This is a genomic window from Porphyromonas gulae DSM 15663 (assembly GCF_000378065.1).
GTDB classification, from domain to species: domain Bacteria; phylum Bacteroidota; class Bacteroidia; order Bacteroidales; family Porphyromonadaceae; genus Porphyromonas; species Porphyromonas gulae.
On sequence record NZ_KB899176.1, the window covers coordinates 1 to 20,180 of the forward strand.

25 protein-coding genes and 1 pseudogene are annotated in these 20,180 nt (G+C 48.4%); 21 read left to right on the forward strand and 5 right to left on the reverse strand.

Going from position 1 to position 20,180, the window contains the following annotated elements; translation table 11 throughout:
- Positions 1–212, reverse strand: a pseudogene (locus tag F452_RS12445) (hypothetical protein); the annotation flags it as partial.
- A gap of 858 nt (positions 213–1,070) precedes the next feature.
- Here F452_RS12445 and F452_RS0108805 point away from each other — a divergent pair.
- From F452_RS0108805 to F452_RS0108880, 16 genes are all read left to right on the forward strand, one after another.
- Positions 1,071–1,712 carry a tetratricopeptide repeat protein gene (locus F452_RS0108805; RefSeq protein ID WP_230587991.1) on the forward strand — a complete coding sequence of 214 codons (642 nt, stop codon included), beginning with the start codon at positions 1,071–1,073 and terminating at the stop codon, positions 1,710–1,712.
- Entirely contained in the window at positions 1,709–2,425 is a 717-nt protein-coding gene (locus tag F452_RS0108810; protein WP_018965843.1) for a tetratricopeptide repeat protein, read from the forward strand. The genes F452_RS0108805 and F452_RS0108810 overlap by 4 nt, the downstream gene beginning before the upstream one ends.
- Before the next feature lie 5 nt (positions 2,426–2,430).
- The gene (locus F452_RS0108815) at positions 2,431–3,147 is read left to right on the forward strand and encodes a tetratricopeptide repeat protein (RefSeq protein WP_039443388.1); all 717 of its coding nucleotides are present in this window, start codon (positions 2,431–2,433) and stop codon (positions 3,145–3,147) included.
- Between the two features lie 4 nt (positions 3,148–3,151).
- Positions 3,152–3,889, forward strand: a complete 738-nt coding sequence (locus F452_RS0108820) for a hypothetical protein (RefSeq protein WP_039443385.1) — start codon at positions 3,152–3,154, stop codon at positions 3,887–3,889.
- 23 nt (positions 3,890–3,912) lie between these two features.
- Positions 3,913–4,341, forward strand: coding sequence for a type VI secretion system tube protein TssD (gene tssD, locus F452_RS0108825; RefSeq protein ID WP_018965846.1), 429 nt, complete (start codon positions 3,913–3,915; stop codon positions 4,339–4,341).
- A gap of 19 nt (positions 4,342–4,360) precedes the next feature.
- Entirely contained in the window at positions 4,361–4,759 is a 399-nt protein-coding gene (gene tssD / locus F452_RS13440; protein WP_018965847.1) for a type VI secretion system tube protein TssD, read from the forward strand.
- A gap of 417 nt (positions 4,760–5,176) precedes the next feature.
- The gene (locus F452_RS0108835) at positions 5,177–5,761 is read left to right on the forward strand and encodes a nucleotide exchange factor GrpE (protein WP_018965848.1); all 585 of its coding nucleotides are present in this window, start codon (positions 5,177–5,179) and stop codon (positions 5,759–5,761) included.
- Between the two features lie 43 nt (positions 5,762–5,804).
- Complete coding sequence (dnaJ, locus tag F452_RS0108840; protein ID WP_018965849.1) at positions 5,805–6,956, forward strand: molecular chaperone DnaJ; 1,152 nt, start codon at positions 5,805–5,807, stop codon at positions 6,954–6,956.
- 87 nt (positions 6,957–7,043) lie between these two features.
- Positions 7,044–7,361 carry a metal-sulfur cluster assembly factor gene (locus F452_RS0108845; RefSeq protein WP_018965850.1) on the forward strand — a complete coding sequence of 106 codons (318 nt, stop codon included), beginning with the start codon at positions 7,044–7,046 and terminating at the stop codon, positions 7,359–7,361.
- Between the two features lie 29 nt (positions 7,362–7,390).
- Positions 7,391–8,179 carry a UDP-2,3-diacylglucosamine diphosphatase gene (locus F452_RS0108850; RefSeq protein ID WP_018965851.1) on the forward strand — a complete coding sequence of 263 codons (789 nt, stop codon included), beginning with the start codon at positions 7,391–7,393 and terminating at the stop codon, positions 8,177–8,179.
- An 81-nt stretch (positions 8,180–8,260) separates the two neighbouring features.
- Positions 8,261–8,755, forward strand: coding sequence for an O-acetyl-ADP-ribose deacetylase (locus F452_RS0108855; RefSeq protein ID WP_026292338.1), 495 nt, complete (start codon positions 8,261–8,263; stop codon positions 8,753–8,755).
- Between the two features lie 365 nt (positions 8,756–9,120).
- Positions 9,121–10,308 (forward strand): serine palmitoyltransferase, encoded by a 1,188-nt coding sequence (gene spt / locus F452_RS0108860; RefSeq protein ID WP_018965853.1) that lies wholly within the window; start codon positions 9,121–9,123, stop codon positions 10,306–10,308.
- Positions 10,309–10,363: 55 nt separating this feature from the next.
- Positions 10,364–10,987: a uridine kinase gene (gene udk / locus F452_RS0108865; protein ID WP_018965854.1), complete on the forward strand. Its 624-nt coding sequence runs from the start codon at positions 10,364–10,366 to the stop codon at positions 10,985–10,987.
- Between the two features lie 41 nt (positions 10,988–11,028).
- Entirely contained in the window at positions 11,029–12,216 is a 1,188-nt protein-coding gene (locus tag F452_RS0108870) for a glycosyltransferase family 87 protein (protein ID WP_026292339.1), read from the forward strand.
- Positions 12,203–12,913 carry a glycosyltransferase gene (locus F452_RS0108875; protein WP_018965856.1) on the forward strand — a complete coding sequence of 237 codons (711 nt, stop codon included), beginning with the start codon at positions 12,203–12,205 and terminating at the stop codon, positions 12,911–12,913. Before F452_RS0108870 ends, F452_RS0108875 begins: the two co-directional genes overlap by 14 nt.
- Complete coding sequence (locus F452_RS0108880; RefSeq protein WP_018965857.1) at positions 12,901–13,695, forward strand: polysaccharide deacetylase family protein; 795 nt, start codon at positions 12,901–12,903, stop codon at positions 13,693–13,695. The genes F452_RS0108875 and F452_RS0108880 overlap by 13 nt, the downstream gene beginning before the upstream one ends.
- Before the next feature lie 32 nt (positions 13,696–13,727).
- On the opposite strand, the gene F452_RS13445 is transcribed toward F452_RS0108880, so the two are convergent.
- A complete protein-coding gene (locus tag F452_RS13445; RefSeq protein WP_235317499.1) occupies positions 13,728–13,901 on the reverse strand; it encodes a DUF1661 domain-containing protein in 174 nt (57 codons plus the stop codon).
- Here F452_RS13445 and F452_RS13450 point away from each other — a divergent pair.
- On the forward strand, positions 13,870–13,944 hold the full coding sequence (locus tag F452_RS13450) for a DUF1661 domain-containing protein (protein WP_369794177.1): 75 nt from the start codon (positions 13,870–13,872) through the stop codon (positions 13,942–13,944). The genes F452_RS13445 and F452_RS13450 overlap by 32 nt on opposite strands.
- A gap of 168 nt (positions 13,945–14,112) precedes the next feature.
- On the opposite strand, the gene hemG is transcribed toward F452_RS13450, so the two are convergent.
- From hemG to F452_RS0108895, 3 genes are read right to left on the reverse strand one after another with little or no spacing between them, the layout of a single operon-like run.
- On the reverse strand, positions 14,113–15,513 hold the full coding sequence (hemG, locus tag F452_RS0108885) for a protoporphyrinogen oxidase (protein ID WP_018965858.1): 1,401 nt from the start codon (positions 15,511–15,513) through the stop codon (positions 14,113–14,115).
- 3 nt (positions 15,514–15,516) lie between these two features.
- Positions 15,517–15,942 (reverse strand): SufE family protein, encoded by a 426-nt coding sequence (locus F452_RS0108890; protein WP_018965859.1) that lies wholly within the window; start codon positions 15,940–15,942, stop codon positions 15,517–15,519.
- 23 nt (positions 15,943–15,965) lie between these two features.
- Positions 15,966–16,967 (reverse strand): M28 family peptidase, encoded by a 1,002-nt coding sequence (locus F452_RS0108895; protein WP_018965860.1) that lies wholly within the window; start codon positions 16,965–16,967, stop codon positions 15,966–15,968.
- A gap of 135 nt (positions 16,968–17,102) precedes the next feature.
- On the opposite strand from F452_RS0108895, the gene F452_RS0108900 reads away from it, so the two are divergent.
- From F452_RS0108900 to F452_RS0108915, 4 genes are all read left to right on the forward strand, one after another.
- On the forward strand, positions 17,103–18,077 hold the full coding sequence (locus F452_RS0108900) for a hypothetical protein (RefSeq protein ID WP_039443380.1): 975 nt from the start codon (positions 17,103–17,105) through the stop codon (positions 18,075–18,077).
- Positions 18,078–18,240: 163 nt separating this feature from the next.
- Positions 18,241–19,011: a 16S rRNA (uracil(1498)-N(3))-methyltransferase gene (locus F452_RS0108905; protein WP_018965862.1), complete on the forward strand. Its 771-nt coding sequence runs from the start codon at positions 18,241–18,243 to the stop codon at positions 19,009–19,011.
- A gap of 22 nt (positions 19,012–19,033) precedes the next feature.
- Positions 19,034–19,924, forward strand: a complete 891-nt coding sequence (locus F452_RS0108910) for a TraB/GumN family protein (RefSeq protein WP_018965863.1) — start codon at positions 19,034–19,036, stop codon at positions 19,922–19,924.
- A 21-nt stretch (positions 19,925–19,945) separates the two neighbouring features.
- Positions 19,946–20,131, forward strand: a complete 186-nt coding sequence (locus F452_RS0108915) for a hypothetical protein (RefSeq protein ID WP_018965864.1) — start codon at positions 19,946–19,948, stop codon at positions 20,129–20,131.
- Positions 20,132–20,180: the final 49 nt, after the last annotated feature.

The following is a 20,180-nucleotide window of genomic DNA, read 5'->3' on the forward strand; positions in this document are numbered from 1 at the left end:
AACGAAGCTGAGTTTGGAATCATTCCAAATAAGCATCCGAAAGGAAGTGGATTTTGAGGTGAAAGAGAAAAGAAAGCGACCTTTTGGGACTTGCAATTCGCTTTGTAGGAGGTCGATTCGTGATTTATATATAAACCGTTTTCGATTTGTATATAGATTGTTTCTGATTTATATATAAATCGTTTTCGATTGATATATAGATTGAATGCCATTTGTATATAAATCGGATAGCTCAAAAGGTCCTTATCGAGGGCTGTAAATAAAGAGGCATGCGCCGAGTTCTACAGTGAACTCGGCGCATGCCTCTTTATTTGTGAATATTTTATGGAGGATCTGTTCCTTTTTATTTGTCTGGGACAACCTCCCCTTTATTCAAATGCCGGGATGTCGAATGTATCTGTCGGGGCGACAATGCCGACCGGAAGGATCTCGTGTGGGAGGTAATTTCAGTACTCATGATTTATTATCGTTTAGTCGTTTATTGAAAAGTAATTCTATTCGTTTGAAAGAGCGTTCGGTCGCAACATTAAGCTTCCCATAGCAACCTCTATCGGCCGGCAAATATAGCATAAAGTCGAAATCCGAGGGAATCGTATCGACAATCTCCATGAATAATTGATACCGGAATCTGTATAAAAAAATGTGAGGGCATCTGTCAGTTTGTAAGAAAGTATTGTATATTTGTTCAATGTCCAGATGCATAGAGAGGAGAAGATGTGATGTAATGAATAATACAAAGAGCAATCAAGTATTTTATAAACTTCTCAACTGGAAGGTGTAATGGCTGAAAGTAGGATGTAGAGAGCTTATGAGTATGCAATGTGTGATTATTATGCAATGAGAAGGCTGGAACTATGTTGGGATTATGTCATTGATATGTGGAGAAAGTGAAAAAAAGCAGTCAATTACCTGAGATTGACTGAAGAAGAAAATGTAATAGGAGCGGCTGATTCTCTCAAGACAATAACACAAAAACAAGTAATAGAATGAAATGCTCGCCGACTTTACTGTTGAGCCTCGCCATGGTGCTGTTCGTCCTCCTATCGGCATCGAAATGTACTAATCAACAAGTGAAAAAAGCGGAGGACGAAGCCTCGGAATTGTATAACGAAGCACTACATTTTCAGAAAGGAGGAGATTTACGAAACGCATTGAAATACTACACCTTTTCTATAAAAAAAGACTCTTCGAAAAGTGATGTCTTTAACAATAGGGGTGGGGTTAGAGAAGCTCTTCTTGACTCGTCTGGAGCATTGAGCGATTACTTGACTGCGGTTCGTCTTGATTCGAACAATGTCGTGGCTCTGAATAATGCAGGAATGATTTATATGAAGAGACACGAACTCGAAGAGGCAGAAAAATACCTGTTGAAGTCAATCGCTACAGATTCGTTGTACGCCAATCCTTATTACAATCTCGGTTTGATTTTTTACGAAACACTACAATGCGAAAAAGCCATAAAATACTTTTTGTTTGTGGAGAAATTGGAAAAATCAATGAATGAAAGATACAAACGAGAGGGGATTTTCGATTATATTGTTTCTGACTATTATACAATGCGGGCTTTTAGTTATTATTTCTTGAGCTTATGTTATAAACGCATAGGAAATATGGAAAAGGCAGTCTATTATCTGAAATTAGCCGAAGAAGAAAATGTAATAGGAGCCGCCGATTCACTCAAGACAATAACACAAAAACAAGTAGTAGAATGAGACGCTTATCAACTCTATTATCAGGCCTCGCCATGATGCTGTTCGTCCTCCTGTCGGCATCGAAATGCGATAATAAGCCGACAAAATCGGCGAAGGAAGAGGCGGCCGAATTGTATGAAAAAGGACTTAATTTCGATAAGATAGGAGTGTATAAAGATGCACTGCACTACTATTCTCTGGCTATAGAAAGAGATTCGCTTAAAGACAATGCTTTTACAAACAGGGGCGGAGTTAGAGAAAAACTTGGAGATACTATTGGTGCGATTGATGATTATTTAACAGCGATCAAGATTGATTCATCAAATGTAATTGCCTTAAATAATATCGGATGTCTATACAGTCAAATGCCATATTCCGAAAAGGCTGCATATTATTATCTTAAAGCCATAGCTGCTGACTCCTTGTATGCAAATACTTATTACAATTTTGCCTTAACTCTTTTTGAAAATCAACAGGAGCAATGTGCTATAAAATATTTCCAGCGAGTTCAATCTTTGGCGCAAGCTATGGAAGAACGGTACAGAAAGGAAGGACTCTATAGTTACATGATGGAAGATTATTATACAATGCGGGCTTTTAGTCATTATTTCTTGGGATTATGTTATAAACGCATAGGAAATATGGAAAGAGCAGTCTATTACCTGAGATTGGCTGAAGAAGAAAATGTAATAGGAGCTACTGATTCACTCAAGACAATAACACAAAACAAGTAGTAGTAATGAGACACTTATCAACTCTGTTATTAGGCCTCGCCATGGTGCTGTTCGTCCTCCTATCGGCATCGAAATGCGATAATAAGCCGACAAAATCGGCGAAGGAAGAGGCGGCCGAATTGTATGAAGAAGCCCTTTTTCTACACAACCAGGGAGATTTGAATAATGCTCTGAAATATTATACATTTTCAATCGATAAAGATTCTTCAATAAGTCTTGTTTTTACAAATAGAGGTGGGGTCAAATTCGAATTGGGGGATACAACAGGTGCCCATTGTGATTATTCAAAAGCATTGAAAATAGATTCTTTAGATGTTATTGCTTTAAATAATATGGGCTCTTTATATGGAGAAAAAAAAGAGTATGATAACGCAAAACTGTTTTTTTTGAAGGCGATCAAGGCAGACTCTCTCTACGCAAATCCATACTATAGTCTTGGCCTTGTTTTTTATGAGACATATCAATACGATGAAGCTATCACCTATTTCTCTGTTGTGGAGAAATTAGAAAAATCAATGGAAAGCATGTATTTATCAAATGGCTTGTACGAATATATGATGCCTGGTTATTATGATATTCGGGCTTTCAGCCGTTATTTTATGGGATTGTGCTACAAGCGCACAGGAAATATGGAAAAGGCAGTCAATTACCTGAAATTAGCCGAAGAAGAAAATGTAATAGGAGCCGCCGATTCACTCAAGACAATAATACAAAACAAGTAGTAGAATGAATCCTCCACAGAGAAAAAAACAAACCGATTCTCCACTTGCTATTTCTCCACAACAATTCCTGTTGATGGTGGAAGATAGTATACCTTATACCGGATACGTGTACGGGATAGGTAATGTGAATCATAAGCCCGATACCTTTTTTGTTGTGCGTCGCTCGTGTAAACCAGCTCCTGATCAGGAAGAGATGGACTGGTTCAACCGCGTTTCGCAAGAGGCTCCTCTACCGCTTACTCTCACCTCCATCTATCTTGACCTCAAAGCATATAATATATGGAATGAAAAAACTTGGGTAACAGCGAGTGGAAAAAGAAAAACAATTAGTTCATTAACACGAAATCCTAATACTGGAAAATTTCCTGTTGGCCGTCAAGGTAACCTGATAAGCTATGAGCTTGCTCGCAAGCGTAGCCTTCCTTTTAAGCGTCTTGGTACAGCGGCAAATGCTGCAGTCGTGGTTCTTGCCTTTGCCGATATAGGCAAAAACGGAGCAAACGGGGGAAATACGCTCGATTTGATTTTCGGCACTATTGCCTTTGTTCCCGAGGTCGGCTGGATTATATCCGGAGTATATTCCGTTGCTGATTATGTGGTTTACGAGAAAACTGGCAAAAAAATAGGAAATCATCTCGAAGACTTCCTCTTCGAAAAATATGTGGCTTTCGAAAACATGTTGCGGGGATTTTTAAGGTCTTTTTCTCCTCCGATGGGAGACCTTTTCCCCGATATTTTCTAATCTGATTTAAACAGCAATACACTATGGCTGCGAATAAAACGATTCTCTTATTATCAAACGAGAAGGATTACAACTCGGAAACAATTTTCGGGGAACCTTACGATTTGATACACAGTAAAATTGAAGCGCATCAACGTATCGACAACAAGGGAAAAGCCCAAAGCGAACCCTATGGTGGAATAATTACGGTTGTATTGGATCGTCTTCCCTCCGATGAAATTATCGAGTGGGGCATGAATCCACGTTGTTACAAAAGTGGAAGTCTCATCATGGAATTATCGTTGATGGGTACAACGGCTCAGAAGATCATCTTTTCGAATGCTGCTTGCACAAGTATTAAAGTGAGATACACCCGGCATGGAGAGGCATACGCACAAACACGACTTGTAATAAAGGCAGAATCTATCATTGTCGGAGACTTTTCGTTAGATAATGCTTGGACTAAATATTGATCTTTCATAACTCATAACGATGCAGGGCAACAATTCAGATTTGACATTGGATCTCCGGATCAACGGCCATTCCGAAACATATTCGATCATTGATTTTGGGATCGAGTTCGAACAAGTTTGTGACCAAAAAGGCCAACCTCAAAGTGAAACAGTCGGCGGAATCATATTTTTCGTCATCGACGGAGTATCCGACCCCTTTATTACCCATTGGATGTTTAGTCCTTATGCCAGAAAAAGCGGTGTGTTTTCATTCCGGTTACCCAGCGCATCCTCACCTCTTGTCGTAGAATTCGAGAATGCTTACTGCGTAGACTACACCCAGACGACTTCTTTTAATCAGAATCCATATACAAAGCTTGTAATATCTGCACAGACAGTAAAGATGAATGGACGGGATCACAGGAATGATTGGGAATAAATAGCTTTATTTCATCTCGCTGTGCTACATGCAAGTGTGGCGACTCTAATAGCCGGTATGAATTTAAAAAGGTTGCTGCCGGCGGAGATTTGCTTCTGTTGCGGTGGCTTTGTTTGTGGCAGTCGCTATATCAGTAAAGAGGGCATACTGTAGCAGTCAGGTCACAAAAACTGTGTACGGAATGAAGGTTGGATCGTATAGTTATAAGTTAAACCCTGTAAGGAATCTTTTTCTCCTGCAGGGTTTGTTTTTTCGGGGGGGTCGCCGGTGTATTGATTCATTCAGCGTTGAAGCCATAGGGTGGAGCAGTTTTTGTAGTTAATACAGTGTACATTTGTGTCGATAAAGGGAGGGTAACCCTTTTCGACGGCATCAACATGCTGATAATGAGTGAAATAAAAAAGTGAAAACAATATAATGAACAAGCAAAAAAACAATCGTGAGCAAACGCCTCAGCCCGAACAGGATACCGAAAGAGACGAGCAACTGACAAACAGTCACGAAAATGATCTTGACAGTGCCCCGGCAGCCGAGGAGAACGACAAGGTGGCAGACCCGGTGGAGGAGCTTACGGCTCAGTTGGCTGCTCTGAACGACACCCATCTGCGTTTGATGGCAGAGTATGACAACTACCGCAAACGGACACTCAAGGAAAAGAGCGAGCTTATCCGCAATGGCGGAGAAAAGGTACTCGTGGATCTGCTGCCTGTGATCGACGACTTCGAGCGCGCTCTCAACAATTTGGGCGACATGTCGGAGCCTGCCGCTATCAAAGAAGGAGTGGAGCTGATCTACAGCAAGTTCATGGACTATCTGCAGAAGCAGGGAGTCAAGAAGATAGAAACCGCAGACCTGCCATTCGATGCCGACCTATGCGATGCCGTAGCCATGATCCCGGCACCCTCGGCCGAGCAGAAAGGTAAGGTAATAGACTGTGTAAAGACGGGCTATACGCTCAACGACAAAGTGATACGTCACGCTCATGTGGTGGTGGGAGAATAAATCCCCCATCGACGAATCGGAGCAGAACGAACAAGGATAAGAGATGGCAGAAAAAAGAGACTATTACGAAGTCCTCGGTGTGTCGAAGAATGCCACCGATGATGAACTGAAAAAAGCATATCGCAAGAAGGCTATCCAATACCATCCGGACAAGAATCCGGGAGACAAGGAGGCCGAAGAGCACTTCAAAGAGGTAGCCGAAGCTTACGACGTCCTGAGCGATCCGCAGAAGCGCAGTCGATACGACCAGTTTGGACATGCCGGATTGGGCGGAGCTGCCGGTGGAGGTTTCGGCGGAGGCGGTATGTCCATGGAGGATATTTTCAGCCGCTTCGGTGATCTGTTCGGCGGATTCGGTGGTTTTGGTGGATTCTCCGATATGGGCGGCGGCAGTCGCAGACGCGTTCGTAGAGGGTCAGACCTGCGTGTACGAGTGAAGCTTTCTTTGGCCGATATAAGTAAAGGTGTGGAGAAGAAAGTGAAGGTGAAGAAGCAGGTAGTATGCAGCAAATGTCGTGGCGATGGCACGGAAGATGCCAATGGCAAGACTACCTGCCAGACCTGTCATGGATCCGGCGTGGTTACGCGCGTGAGCAACACTTTCCTCGGAGCCATGCAGACCCAGAGCACCTGTCCCACTTGCCACGGAGAGGGGGAGATCATCACAAAGCCATGCTCGAAGTGTAAGGGTGAAGGTGTGGAGATCGGCGAAGAGGTGATCTCATTCCATATTCCTGCCGGTGTAGCCGAAGGGATGCAAATGTCCGTGAACGGCAAGGGAAATGCCGCGCCCCGAGGAGGCGTGAATGGCGACCTGATAGTCGTGATCGCCGAGGAGCCGGATCCGAATCTGATCCGCAATGGCAATGATCTGATATACAATCTGCTTATATCCGTTCCGTTGGCTATAAAAGGAGGCAGTGTGGAAGTGCCGACGATAGACGGACGAGCCAAGATCCGCATCGAGGCGGGGACACAACCGGGCAAGATGCTGCGCTTGCGCAACAAGGGGTTGCCCAGCGTAAACGGCTACGGTACGGGAGACCAACTGGTGAATGTCAATGTCTATATCCCCGAATCGATCGATGCCAAAGACGAGCAGGCTATCGCAGCGATGGAAAACTCGGACAGCTTCAAGCCTACCGATGCTGCTCGTAAGGACATAGACAAGAAATACAGAGAGATGTTGGATTGAAAGACAACGCCGCTGTATGGCACTTGACCTGACAAAGGCTGCCGGCATCCGGTAGCGATGCGGTTTGACAAACGAAGTTTTTGAGCGATGAACAACGAATTTTTGCAGATAGAAGAGGATATTGTCCGCATGCTGCGTACAGTATACGATCCTGAAATCCCGGTCAATGTGTATGATTTGGGCTTGATATATAATGTGGATGTAGGAGCCGACGGGTTTGTTACCGTCACCATGACACTGACGGCACCGAATTGTCCTGCAGCGGACTTCATCATAGAGGATGTTCGCATGAAGGTGGAAAGCGTGAAGGGCGTCAAGGGGGTAAAGATAGACCTGACCTTCGAACCCGAATGGAGTAAGGACATGATGAGCGAGGAAGCCATGCTGGAGCTTGGATTCCTCTAAAAACTTCGGCTCCGAATCGAATTCCCCCCATGCGTTCCAAGATCTACTTTACCAGCGATGCTCATCTCGGTTCGCGCCATCATGCCGATCCCATGGCTGTGGAGAGGCGTTTGGCTGCTTGGTTGGAGCGTATTCGCCATGAGGCCAAGGCTATCTACTTCATGGGTGATATGTTCGACTATTGGTTCGAGTATCGGTATGTGGTACCTCGTGGCTTCACACGTTTCCTCGGGAAAGTAGCCGAATTGAGCGATGAGGGGGTGGAGATACATTTCTTTGCCGGCAATCACGACGTATGGCTGACGGATTATTTGACCCAGGAGCTGGGTGCTCATGTCCATATGCATGGCATTACGGTGGAGTTGTCCGGCAAGCTCTTTCGCTTGGCGCATGGAGATGAGGAGTATCGGTCTGTGAAGCGTTCGTACGACTGCATGTACCGGCTCTTCCGCAATCCGTTGGCACGCCTCCTTTATGCAGCCGTGCATCCTCGCTGGACGGTCGGTTTGGCCTATGGCATTTCACTGAAAAGCAGACGTAGCGGAGAGAAGCGAAAGACACTCGGCAATATCCCCCACGCCTACAGCAATGACTACTTCGATATAGAAAACGAATGGCTGATTCGCTTTGCCAAAGAGCATAGTACCCGACATCCCGAAGTGGATTTCTATATTTTCGGCCATCGGCATATGCTGGTCGATATGGCATTGCGCGACGAGAAGCGTGTCCTGATCCTTGGCGATTGGATTCGGTACAACTCCTATGCCGTTTGGGATGGTACGACGCTTGTGCTCGAATCCATGGAGGGCATGGAATAAGCCTTCGGTATCAAGGTCGGGACCGGCTGCTTGATAAAACACGACATCACGCCCGTTCAGGGCATAAACGAAAATAGCACTATGGGAAAGATAACAATCACGGTAGGCGATATTACTCGCTTCGAAGGGGATGCCATTGTCAATGCGGCGAATCATACCCTTTTGGGTGGTGGGGGAGTGGACGGAGCCATTCACCGAGCAGCCGGTCCCGAACTGCTGGAGGAGTGTCGCACTCTCAACGGTTGTCCTACGGGAGAAAGCAAAATAACGGGAGGATACAATCTGCCGGCGCGATACGTTATTCATACCGTAGGCCCTGTGTGGCATGGCGGACAACAAGGAGAGCCGGATCTATTGGCTTCCTGCTACCGTACATCGCTGTCCATAGCCTTGGACAAGGGGCTGAAAACCATTGCCTTCCCCTGCATCAGTACCGGCGTTTACCGTTATCCTAAGCATCAGGCTGCTCGCATTGCTTTGGCCACTATCGAGGAGATTATTGCAGATCGCCCCATCGACGTCACTATCGTGTGCTTCTCGGAAGCGGATAAGGAGTTTTATATCGCACAGGACTGACGCGTAGCTCCTTGACATTCTCGCAAGATCTCCATCGAAAAGCCTTGCGGTATACTCTGCCTTCTTCTCTCTTCTCTTTTCAGCCCGCTCTCATCCCCAAGGGATCTCTCCTGAGACCCCTTAGGGATCCCCTCCATGACCCCTAAGGGGTCCCACCCGACACTCCTAAGGGATCCCATAGGAGACTCCTTAGGGGTCTCAGGAGGGACTCTTAAGGGATCGTCCCGATACTTCTTGATGTCTTGGGAGAAGGCTTTCCAAAGAGACTTTTCCTATCCTCCTCTCTGCACGCTTGCCCTGAATCTGTGCTGTCAGCGTCCCGTTTTTTTTTACATTTGTGCCTAATAAGCTAACTCTTGAGGCGAATGGGAAAATTGTTACAGGATAAATTGGCTCAATATACCGAGCCGCAAAAGGCACAAGCCGCAGGTATTTACCCTTATTTCAGAAAAATCGAAAGCGATCAGGATACCGAGGTCGTTATTGACGGTCGTAAAGTCTTGATGTTCGGCTCCAATGCTTATCTGGGTCTGACAAACCACCCGAAAGTCAAGGAGGCAGCTATCGAAGCTACGAAGAAGTACGGTACGGGCTGTGCCGGCTCTCGCTTCCTCAATGGGACGCTCGATATTCACCTCGAACTGGAAAAACGGCTGGCCGAGTTCGTCGGCAAGGAGGATGCCATCAGCTTCTCTACCGGCTTTCAGGTAAATTTGGGCGTTGTCTCCTGCATCACCGGCCGCGAGGATTATATCATCTGGGACGAGTTGGATCATGCTTCGATCATCGAGGGTATTCGCCTTTCGTTCAGCACGAAGCTGAAGTACAAGCATAATGATATGGGCTCTCTGGAGAAGCGACTCCAGCAGTGCGATCCGGACAAGATCAAACTGATTGTGGTAGATGGTGTCTTCAGTATGGAGGGCGATGTCTGCAATTTGCCCGAAATCGTTCGCCTCGCCAAGCGATACAACGCCAATGTGATGGTCGATGAAGCTCACGGTATCGGTGTGATGGGCGACCATGGACGCGGCGTCTGCAATCACTTCGGTCTGACCGACGAAGTGGACTTGATCATGGGTACTTTCAGCAAATCTTTCGCCTCACTCGGTGGATTCATTGCAGGCGATAAGAGCGTTATCAACTACCTGCGCCACCACGCCCGATCCTATATTTTCAGTGCCAGCTGTACGCCGGCCTCTACGGCAGCGGCGGCAGCTACTCTGGACATTATGCTTAGCGAACCGGAGCGTTTGGCCCGATTGTGGGAGCTGACGCACTACTCATTGAACGCGTTCCGCTCTCTCGGCTTTGAAATAGGCCACACATCGACACCTATTATCCCGCTTTTTATCCGCAACAACGAGAAGACATTCCAAATAACCCGAGACGCTTTCGAAGAAGGGGTATTTGTCAATCCCGTGGTCTCTCCGGCGGTAGCTCCGTCCGACACCCTTATTCGCTTTTCGCTCATGGCTACGCATACGAAAGAGCAACTCGACTTTGCCATCGAAAAGCTGCATAAGGTATTCAAGCAGAATGGTGTCCTGTAAGTGTAATGAATGATAACTGCGTGTTGCGACACGCCCTTTTGGAGGAGGGATGGTAATGAATACGACGATAATAGGAGTAGCTGGCGGAAGTGCTTCCGGCAAGAGTACATTGGTGAAAAAGCTCTGTGAGGCTTTCGTGGAGGAAGATGTACTTGTGCTCTGTCATGACTACTATTACAAGGCCAATGACCACCTTTCCCTTGAGGAAAGAAAGAAGCTGAACTACGACCACCCCAATGCTTTCGACACGGACATGTTCGTCCGGGATATTCTCTCCCTGAAAGCAGGCAAAACGATAGAGCGTCCGGTCTATTCTTTCGTAGAGCACAATCGTCTGAAAGAAAAAGTAACCGTCCGTCCTGCCAAAGTAATCGTGCTGGATGGAATCCTGATATTCGAAAACAAAGAGCTGCGGGATCTGATGAATGTGAAAGTATTCGTCGATACCGATGCGGATATTCGTTTGGCGCGTCGCCTTGTACGCGATGTCCAAGAACGGGGACGCAATATGGATTCGGTATTGGCACAGTACTTCAGTACGGTACGGCCTATGCACGAGGATTTTGTGGAGCCATCCAAGCGGTATGCCGATCTGATCATTCCCGAAGGTGGATTCAATTCGGTGGCACTCTCCCTCCTTGTCGAAAAAATCCGATCAGTGATCCGCAAGGAAGAATAACAGCCGATCCTCCGATCTTTCTCCCAAAAACCAAAATCTTAATGCGATTAAAACCGAGGCTTTCTTTCCAAAACAGCATTCCTCTATTGTGGTGGATAGCTGCCATCGTATCTGCCATTACGAAAGCGGCTCCGCACAGGCACAATAATTATACCATATTCCGCTCCTCTTTCTATCATTTCTCCCGACATCAGTCGCTCTATTCGGCCTATCCGGCAGAGCATCACGATGTCTTTCTCTACGGCCCTGTCTTCCCTATCCTTTTTGCTCCTTTTGCCCTTTTGCCTTCCTTCATCGGGATGCTGCTGTGGCTATGCTTTTCGGTTGCCGGATGTCTTTGGGCTGTCAGCCAATTACCCACGAGCGAAAAGAAAAAGGCTGCCATCCTGTGGATTGCTTTCCTTGACCTGTACACGGCATTGTGTATGCAGCAGTTCAATATCCTCATAGGAGCATGTATTCTGCTCAGCTTTGCTTTTGTGGAAAAGAAAAAGGAATGGGCAGCAACGCTTTTCATCGTTTTAGGGACTCTGACCAAACTGTATGGTATCGTCGGATTGGCTTTCTTCCCCTTTGTGAAAAGAAAAGGCCGCTATTTGGCTTGGCTTTTTGCATGGTTCGGTCTGATCGGTATCCTGCCGATGCTCTTTGGAGGAAGTTCCTATGCTCTTGAACAATATGTGGATTGGTTTGCCAGCCTTGGCACGAAGAATGGGGAGAATCTGTTTTCCCTGTATCAAAATGTCTCCCTGCTCGGAATGGTTAGGAAAATGACCGGCAGTGCCGGCTATTCCGACTTGCTGTTGTTAGTACCCGGACTTATCCTGTTCGCTCTTCCTTTCCTCCGATTCAGTCAGTACAAGGCTCCACTCTTCCGAATGAGTATTTTGGCTTCGACCCTGCTTTTCACCGTTTTGTTCAGTACCGGTAGCGAATCGAGTACTTATATCATAGCCTTGTTGGGCGTCGGCATTTGGTTCGTGCATCGTCCCAAAGGGAAACCCGATCGGCTGGATATTACACTCTTAGTCGGAACACTACTCCTCTCCTCTTTGTCTCCTACCGATCTGTTCCCGGCGGCTCTTCGCAAGAATATCGTGCTTCCATACGCCTTGAAGGCTCTATTCCCGACCTTGGTTTGGATACGGTTGAGTATAGAGTTGCTTTGTACGCAGTATCTCCCTACCCAAGCGGACACATCCTCCTCTTTGGCTTATGATCAGAATTGATGTGGTACTGCCGGCATATCGTCCCGGTCAGGGATGGGAGCGAGAGACTATATCTCGCTTGACAGCCTTGTCCGATAGTATGCCGGACGTGACTTTCCGCATATTCATCGTACCCGATGGGAGCAATGAAGGCCATTCTGACGAGGTACGCTCGCATTGGGCTGCATCGCGATGGAAAGTTGTCTATTGCGACTACGCCAAGAATAGAGGAAAGGGCTTTGCCGTCCGCTATGGCGTGGCGCAAACCGATGCACCTTTCGTGCTCTATACGGATTATGATCTGCCGTTTACTCCGGACTCATATAAACAGGTGATAGAAGCCCTTCTGGAAGGTGCAGACGTTGTTATATCCCGTAGAGAGCCGGAATCTTATGGGAAAAGGATTCGCTTTAAGAGGAAAATGCTTTCTGACTTTTCGCATTTTGTAAACAAATTCTTCTTCCTCCCAACGACGGATACGCAGGGAGGACTCAAAGGATTCTCCTCAACGGGACGTTCCGTTTTCCTCCAAACACGGATAGATAGTTTCCTGTTCGATACCGAATTTATCTGTCTGGCGAAGAGAAAAAAAGTGCGTATAGCAGTCGTCAGCGGTTCCATTCGTCCCGACATCTCTCTGTCGGTAATGAAAGCCAAGACGATCCTTCGTGAAGTCTGCAAAATCCCCAAACTGATCAGAGCAAGATGGTTCTCTTGAGTTTCGATATTGAGGAGTTCGATGTGCCGATTGAGCAGGGATATAAAGACTTTCCCTTGGAAGAACAGTTGCGCATCAGTCGTCAAGGGACAGAGACCATCCTCCATATACTGAAGAAAAAAGGCGTTCGGGCCACCTTCTTCAGTACCGTCACTTTCTGGGAGTCATTGCCGGAGGATCTGCGAAAGAGGATCTATTCGGATGGACACGAATTGGCTTCTCATGGAGTGTTTCACTCCTCTTTCACCCAAGAGCACCTTGCCGAGTCTCGTCAGAAGCTCGCTTCTCTGTGGGGTGGTACCGATGTCTGCGGTTTTCGGATGCCACGCATGATGCCTGTTGGCGATGCGGAAATAGCCCAAGCAGGGTACTTGTACAATTCTTCGCTCAATCCGACTTGTATCCCCGGCCGCTACAATCATCTCTCTGCTCCGAGGTTACCCTATTTCGACAAGTATGGAGTCTTGCAGATGCCGAGTTCGGTAACGCCTCTATTGCGTTTTCCTCTCTTCTGGCTTTCCCTCCACCATCTTCCCCTCAGCCTGTACATCAGGATGATTCGCCACACCGTTCGGCGCGACAATTATCTCAATCTTTATTTTCACCCGTGGGAGTTCGCAGAGATCGGCTGTTTACCCGGCTGCAAACTGAGCTATACGGTTACTCATAACAGTGGCGAAAAAATGTGCCACAGACTGGAGGCCGTGATCGATACTCTTCTTGCCGATGGTTGTTCTTTCGGCACTTTCTCCGATTACTACCGTCCTCAAAAGCAAGGCTGATTCGCTCAAAAGCGAGGCTTGAGTACTGTGAATCAAGGACGAGATTGACTCCTTATTTTTTCCCTGCCGACTCTTTCTTCTTCTTCCTTCTGCCGTATACTGAAAAAGCGGAACCGAAATCGGACAAATTGCGGAACGTGATTTCGAGGATTTACGCGCGAGATTGTTTTCGTTCTGGCGCGTAAAAAATTTACTTCCCGAACCAAAACGAAAAAATTGTCGCGCCACGTTTTTCAGAACGCCAAATAGCTATTTTCTCGAACGTAACGTATACGGTAGGGGAGCAGTAGTTTGCTTGGCTTGTTGGGCTTATGAATTAGTCCGGAAGATATGCGTTGGATTACATAGAACAGGGTGAAAAGAAATACCGGCCGATTGGGGTGTAGCTCGCGGTGAGGGAAAAAGCGAATGCCCTGATCAGCCTTTGGCGGCTCGTTCGGCGATAGCTGTCTCTTCTATGATACTTCGAGCCATTTCCACACCCTGTGAGATACGATGTGCCATACCTATTCCCCCACGCATATTGCCCCCTAAATGTAAGCCCGGCCAGCGCATTTCCATTCGGCGAATGATGTCCAGCCGAAGTTCCGTATCGGCGTAGTACTGCGGTATGGCATGGCGGTGGCGTGAGATGTGCAGCAGATCCGGCCTACAGGTGTGAGGTATGTGCAGCATATCGCGCAGCTCTTCCATTGCGATCGTGCTGATCTCCTCGTCGGAAAGGTCTATGAGCGAAGCACTCCGCACCCCGCCCATGAATATGGAATAGAGTGCGCCCCCCTCCGGTGCTCTGCCATGGAAACAGTCCGAAGGGAATAGGATACCGAGGATGCGACGATTTTCCCTTGAAGGGACCAGGCAGCCGAAAGCCGGCAGGTGGGTGGCCACATCCCGACGGAAGCCTACGGCAACCTCTATCATGGGGGCATAATAGAGCTGCTCGAATACGGCTGATTCGTCCGTCGGGAAGTGGTCGAATAGCGTGGGAATGTGGCGCGCTGCCACCGTGCTCACCAAGTGGCGGCAAGGAATGGTGTGCTCCTCTCCCGAAGCATCCGTATAGGTAAGGCCGAAGGTGTGTGCTCCCGGGTGATTGATGTATCGGATTTGCGTTTCCGTCAGGATGTGTTCGCGCCCGATATAGTCAGCCAAAGCTTCGATCAAGACACCGAGTCCCCCTCGTACGGAAAAGATTTTGCGCGAGGCTTTGCGGTCGCGTTCGCTTCGTGGCTGTCGGGCCTTTCGAACGGAACCGAGCACGAAGCTGCCGTATCGCTGCTCCAGATCGTACAATTTGGGCAGGGCAAAGCGAGTAACCAGTTGGTCGGGATCTCCGGCATAGATGCCACCGAGAAAAGGATCGACTGCGTAGTCCACAAAACTTTTGCCCAGACGGCGACGAGCCAAGGATCCGACCGTTTCATTGGGCTGTCCGCCCCTCCGGCGAAAGGGTTCGCCGAGGATGCGCCATTTGTCCCATAGGGAAAACAAGGGTGTACTGACAGCCTCGGCAAAGTTCCGTGGGAGGGGATGCAGTCTGTCGCCTTTCCATATCAGGCGGTTGGCGGCTGCGGGCGTGGCTATCTCAGGTTCCAATCCGAGCAACTCGAATAGCTCGGCTACTTCCGATGAGGAGATCGTGCCGGTATTCGGCCCTGTTTCGAAGACAAACCCGTCCTTTCGGAGGGTGCGTATCTGTCCGCCGATATGAGCTGACTGCTCCAAAACCAGAACAGGCCTGCCGGCAGCTCTGAGGAAGGCGGCTGTGGTCAGGCCGGTGAGTCCGGCACCTATGATGACGGTCAGACGATCACCCATGAATCAGGCCTCCCCACCTTCGAAGGCAAGGGCATAGAAACGCATTTGCTTGAGCATCGAGACGAGGCCGTTCGAGCGCGTCGGGGAGAGATGATCTTGCAACCCTACTTCGCGAATGAAGTAGAGGTCGGACGAAATGATGTCCTTCGGTTTCTGATCGTTCAGTATCCGTAGCAGTAGGGCGACTATCCCTTTGACGATGAGGGCATCGCTATCGGCGCGGTAGTGTACCTTGCCGTCTTGCAGAGAGGCTGCTATCCATACGCGACTCTGGCAACCTTCGATAATGTTCTCCGGCACCTTGTCCGCAGCGTCCAGTTCGGGTAGGGCACTGCCCATATCGATCAGCAGTTGATAACGGTCCATCCAGTCATCGAAGGCGGAGAACTCCTCGATGATCTGATCTTGTATTTCGTTTATACTTGGCATGGGGTAAGCTAATGAGTGAGTAGTCAGTGTGAAGCGGCTTTCGCCTGTTCGTCCAAATATCGAATGACCGTTTCGCCCACGGCATCGAGTACATTTTTGTCGATGATCTGCATATTGTCCCTCTGGGTATGCCAGTGGTCGCCGAAGCCATGTTCGTTTTTGGACGAATAATTGATAATATCGATGCAGGGAATCCCCAAATTCTTGATCACAGGTACATGGTCGTCCGTCAGAGCGCCGCCATCGGCTTGGATGAAGTAGCTGCCGTATCCCAATTCGGCTGCCGTCTGCCATACGGCAGAGATCAACCCCGGGGCATAGCTCTTGGAGAAGTACTCCCAATAGAACGTAGCTCCTTCGGCACCAACCATATCCAGCAGGATGCCGGCTTCGGCTTTGTAACCTGCTACGTGCGGATTGTGACTCCAATACTGTGATCCGAGACACCACGATTCGTCATCGCCATAGCTGCCGTAGTCCTCTGTGTCGAAGAATACGATGTCGATGCCCATGCCCGAATCCTTCTGTTGTCCCAGATAGCGTGTTATTTCCAGCAATACGCCTACTCCGCTGCCGCCATCGTCCGCACCATCGAAAGTCTCTGTGTGCATAGCCGGATTGGCATCCTGATCGGAGGCCGGCCGGGTATCCCAGTGAGCCATCAGCAATATGCGTCTCGTGGCTTCGGGGTGGTATGAGGCTATGATATTGCGCATGGGCAGCATGGTGCCATCGTGCGCTTTGATTTCGGCTGTCTGCTCTTGCACCGTGGCTCCAAAGCTGCGGAGCGTAGCCACGAGCCAATCGCCGCAGGCTCGATGCGGAGCTGTGCCGGGGATGCGAGGGCCGAAGTCCACCTGACGCTGCACGAAGGTGTAAGCCGAGTCGGCCGAGAAGAGATCAGCTTGCACCGTTTCGGCCTGTTCAGCCCGATCGTCTTGGGTGTCGCTTGTATTATTGCCGTTGCAGGCAGATAGTGTAGCGGCCAGTAAAATGGCTGCTCCTGTTGTTATCAGTCTTTTCATATCGTTCTTTCCCTGATAGTGCAGGGCAAAGGTGGGGAATTTTGACGAATTGCCGTTCGTAAATTATGAATAGGCACACAATTTTTATATCTTTATGACGCATCGTCAAACCAATCCTAAAAAAATGAAAGGTTTATGAGAGCCAAGTACTTAATTCTATCCGCGGTCTTGGGTGTCGGGGCTGCAATCTCCCCCTTGTGTGCTCAGCAATCTGCCACCGAAGAGCATCGTACGGCACCGGCTCCGAGATCGGGGCAAATCCCACTTGTTTCCGTGGGCAATAAATGGAACGTGGTTCACAAAACCGGTGCAGCCGGTATGCCCGATATTATGCATGAGAAAAGAACCTATGAATACAAGGCCGTGGAGACGGTTGTAATCGATGACAAAGCATATGTACGTATAGATGTGCTCCCGACGAATGCCGAAGATCCTGTATTACCCTCGATCTCTATGCGAGAAGAACCGGAGACGGGAAAGGTGTTCCGCGTCTTTGGAAGCAGCGGCGAGTACGAGGTGTTCGATTATAACCGACCCGTTGGGCAAGTCTTCAAGGACTACACGTTCCAACTCATACCGGAGGTGTCATTTATCATTGCCAAAATCGAGCAGCAAGAGTTTGCAGGGAAACAAAGACGTTTCTATTACATCAACGGTTTCTATGATGGAGAAGATCCTTATGCGTCTAACATACACTACGTATGGATCGAGGGTATAGGCGACACACAGGGCTTTGACCCCTATCCTCTGGGGATGGACGGAGGTATCCCGAACGAGCTGATCTGTTTCGAGGATAGCGAAGGCAACAGCTACGTCAAGTATCCTGATCTGGGGTGCGTGATCCATCAAGTACCGGCTGCTATGCAGGAGGCTCTTCAGCAGGATAGCCCGTATCAGATTACATGCGAAGGCGACGTCGTTCGCATCCTTTGCCCGAGCGGATCGCAGTCCAATACGATACGGATCCATTCTCTGTCCGGTGCATTGCTGCGAGAAGTAGTCTCAACCGAGAGAGAAGTGACGATTCGCTTGCCACGCACGCAGCTTGCAGGGGAGGCTGTAATGGTGAGCGTGAATGACCGATTTGCACGGAAAGTCAGACCGCAATAAAATAAGCTGTCGGCTATATCCTTTGGGATAGAGAAGGGGGGCATCGGAGAGGAATCCGGTGCACCCTTTTTCCGTTTCTTGATTCGCCTTTCGCGCTGCCGATGGTTCTATTCGGTTGGAATGGACTACTTTTGGTACAGAAACTATGGTAGAATGATTCAGTATGTCCCTCCCCTTATTCTATGCTCCCGATATAGAGCAGTCCGACAGGCTGCCTGACGACGAAGCCGGCCATATCTTGCGCGTCCTGCGTATGCAGGCAGGCGATCGTCTCCGTCTGACCGACGGGCGAGGTTCATTCTTCGATGCGGTCATAGAAACTGCCGATCGCAAGAGCTGTTATGTAAGCGTGTGCGGACAGGAGTCGTGGCAAAAACCTTGGCGAGGCAGAATTACCATAGCTATTGCCCCCACCAAACAGAGCGAGCGGATGGAGTGGATGCTGGAGAAGTTAGTAGAAATAGGGGTGGACGAAGTGGTCTTTATCGAATCCGAACATTCCGAGCGTAGGCGTATCAAAGCGGAACGCTTGGAGCGCATCGCAATTAGTGCGATGAAGCAGTCGCTCAAAGCCTCCTTTCCCGTGATTCGAGTCAATATCCCGATACAAACCGTAATAGCCGATACTTCGAATACCGCGGTTCGCCTTATCGCTTATGTGGACGAAGCCGTTCGAGCCGAAATAGCTAAAGGCCGAGGCTATCCGTCGGATTTCTACCGCGCAGGACAGGATGTGCTGATTCTGATAGGGCCGGAAGGAGACTTCTCTCCGTCTGAAGTGGAGTCTGCCTTGCTTGCCGGATTTGCACCCGTTTCTCTTGGAGAGAGTCGCCTGCGAACGGAAACGGCCGGTCTCGTTGCTTGCCAGTGGATACATACACTGCAAGCCTGTTCCCGCCCTGCTTCCAGATTGGAGAATGATGTTATTGCATAACCCCTAAGACATTGATACAATTATGAAGAAGACAAGACAAACGATTCTCTTTTGGCTCTTTCTCCTCATCGGTTACTGTGTCTCTGCACAGGAAGTCGGCAAACGCGATGCCATCCTGTGGGAAATTTCCGGAAACGGGCTGACCGAACCGAGCTATTTACTCGGTACCTGTCATATAGTGCCTTATACTTATACGGATAGTATCTCCGGCTATAAGGATGCATACGCGTCTGTCCGTCAGGTAGTCATCGAGCATGACGTTCGTCCCGAATCCCTGACAGCCTTGATGCCGCGCCTGCAAGCAAACATGATGCTGCCGAGCGATACCACTTATGCCATGCTTTATTCTCCTGAAGAGCTACAGGAATTGAACCAATTCCTCAAATCCGCCGGTATGGGTTCTGTGGATCAGATACCCCTCCGCCCCTCTATCCTCTCATTCTTTATCAGTCTCGGATTAGAATCTATGCGTCTCCAAGGGCAGGAGCCGATGGATGTAGGCGTTGTCGTTCATGGACTCGCTGACGGAAAAGAGGCGGTATTTTTCGAAACGCAGGATGAGGCTTGGGATGCTATGCAATATCTCCTCTTTTCCAAAGGCCTGAAAGAGCAAGCACAAGACTTGCTTAAGACAATTCGAGATATGCAAAAGAAGCAGAATCCTTTAGTAAAACTTGTCAGTGACTATAAGGCTCAGCAGATAGAAAGCGTGTTCGAAGGTCAATATATGACACCTCAGGATATGGAGCGTTTGGTCTATAAGCGCAATGCACGATGGATGGAAAAGATACCGGCTCTACTGTCTGCAAAGCCCACTCTCATAGCTGTAGGAGCCGGCCACCTCATCGGCGCAAAAGGACTGGTACAGGAACTTCGCACCCGTGGCTACAAACTCCGCCCCTTTTCACTTTGATAACAACAACGACATAAGAAAATGAAACTCCGCAAATCACGCATTACACGCGTCATCACTTTTCTGATATTGCTCATCTTCGTGGCCGGTATAGTCGCCTATTTCCTGTTGCCTAAGCCGGAACAACGTCAGATCGTCCTGATGGGAGGTGCATTGCTTGTGCTGAATTTGCTGCTGATGCAGTTCTTTTTCGGCAAAAACATGTAGGCTTTTCCCTCCTGATCTTATCAGTCCTAAGACTAAAATACACTCAGAG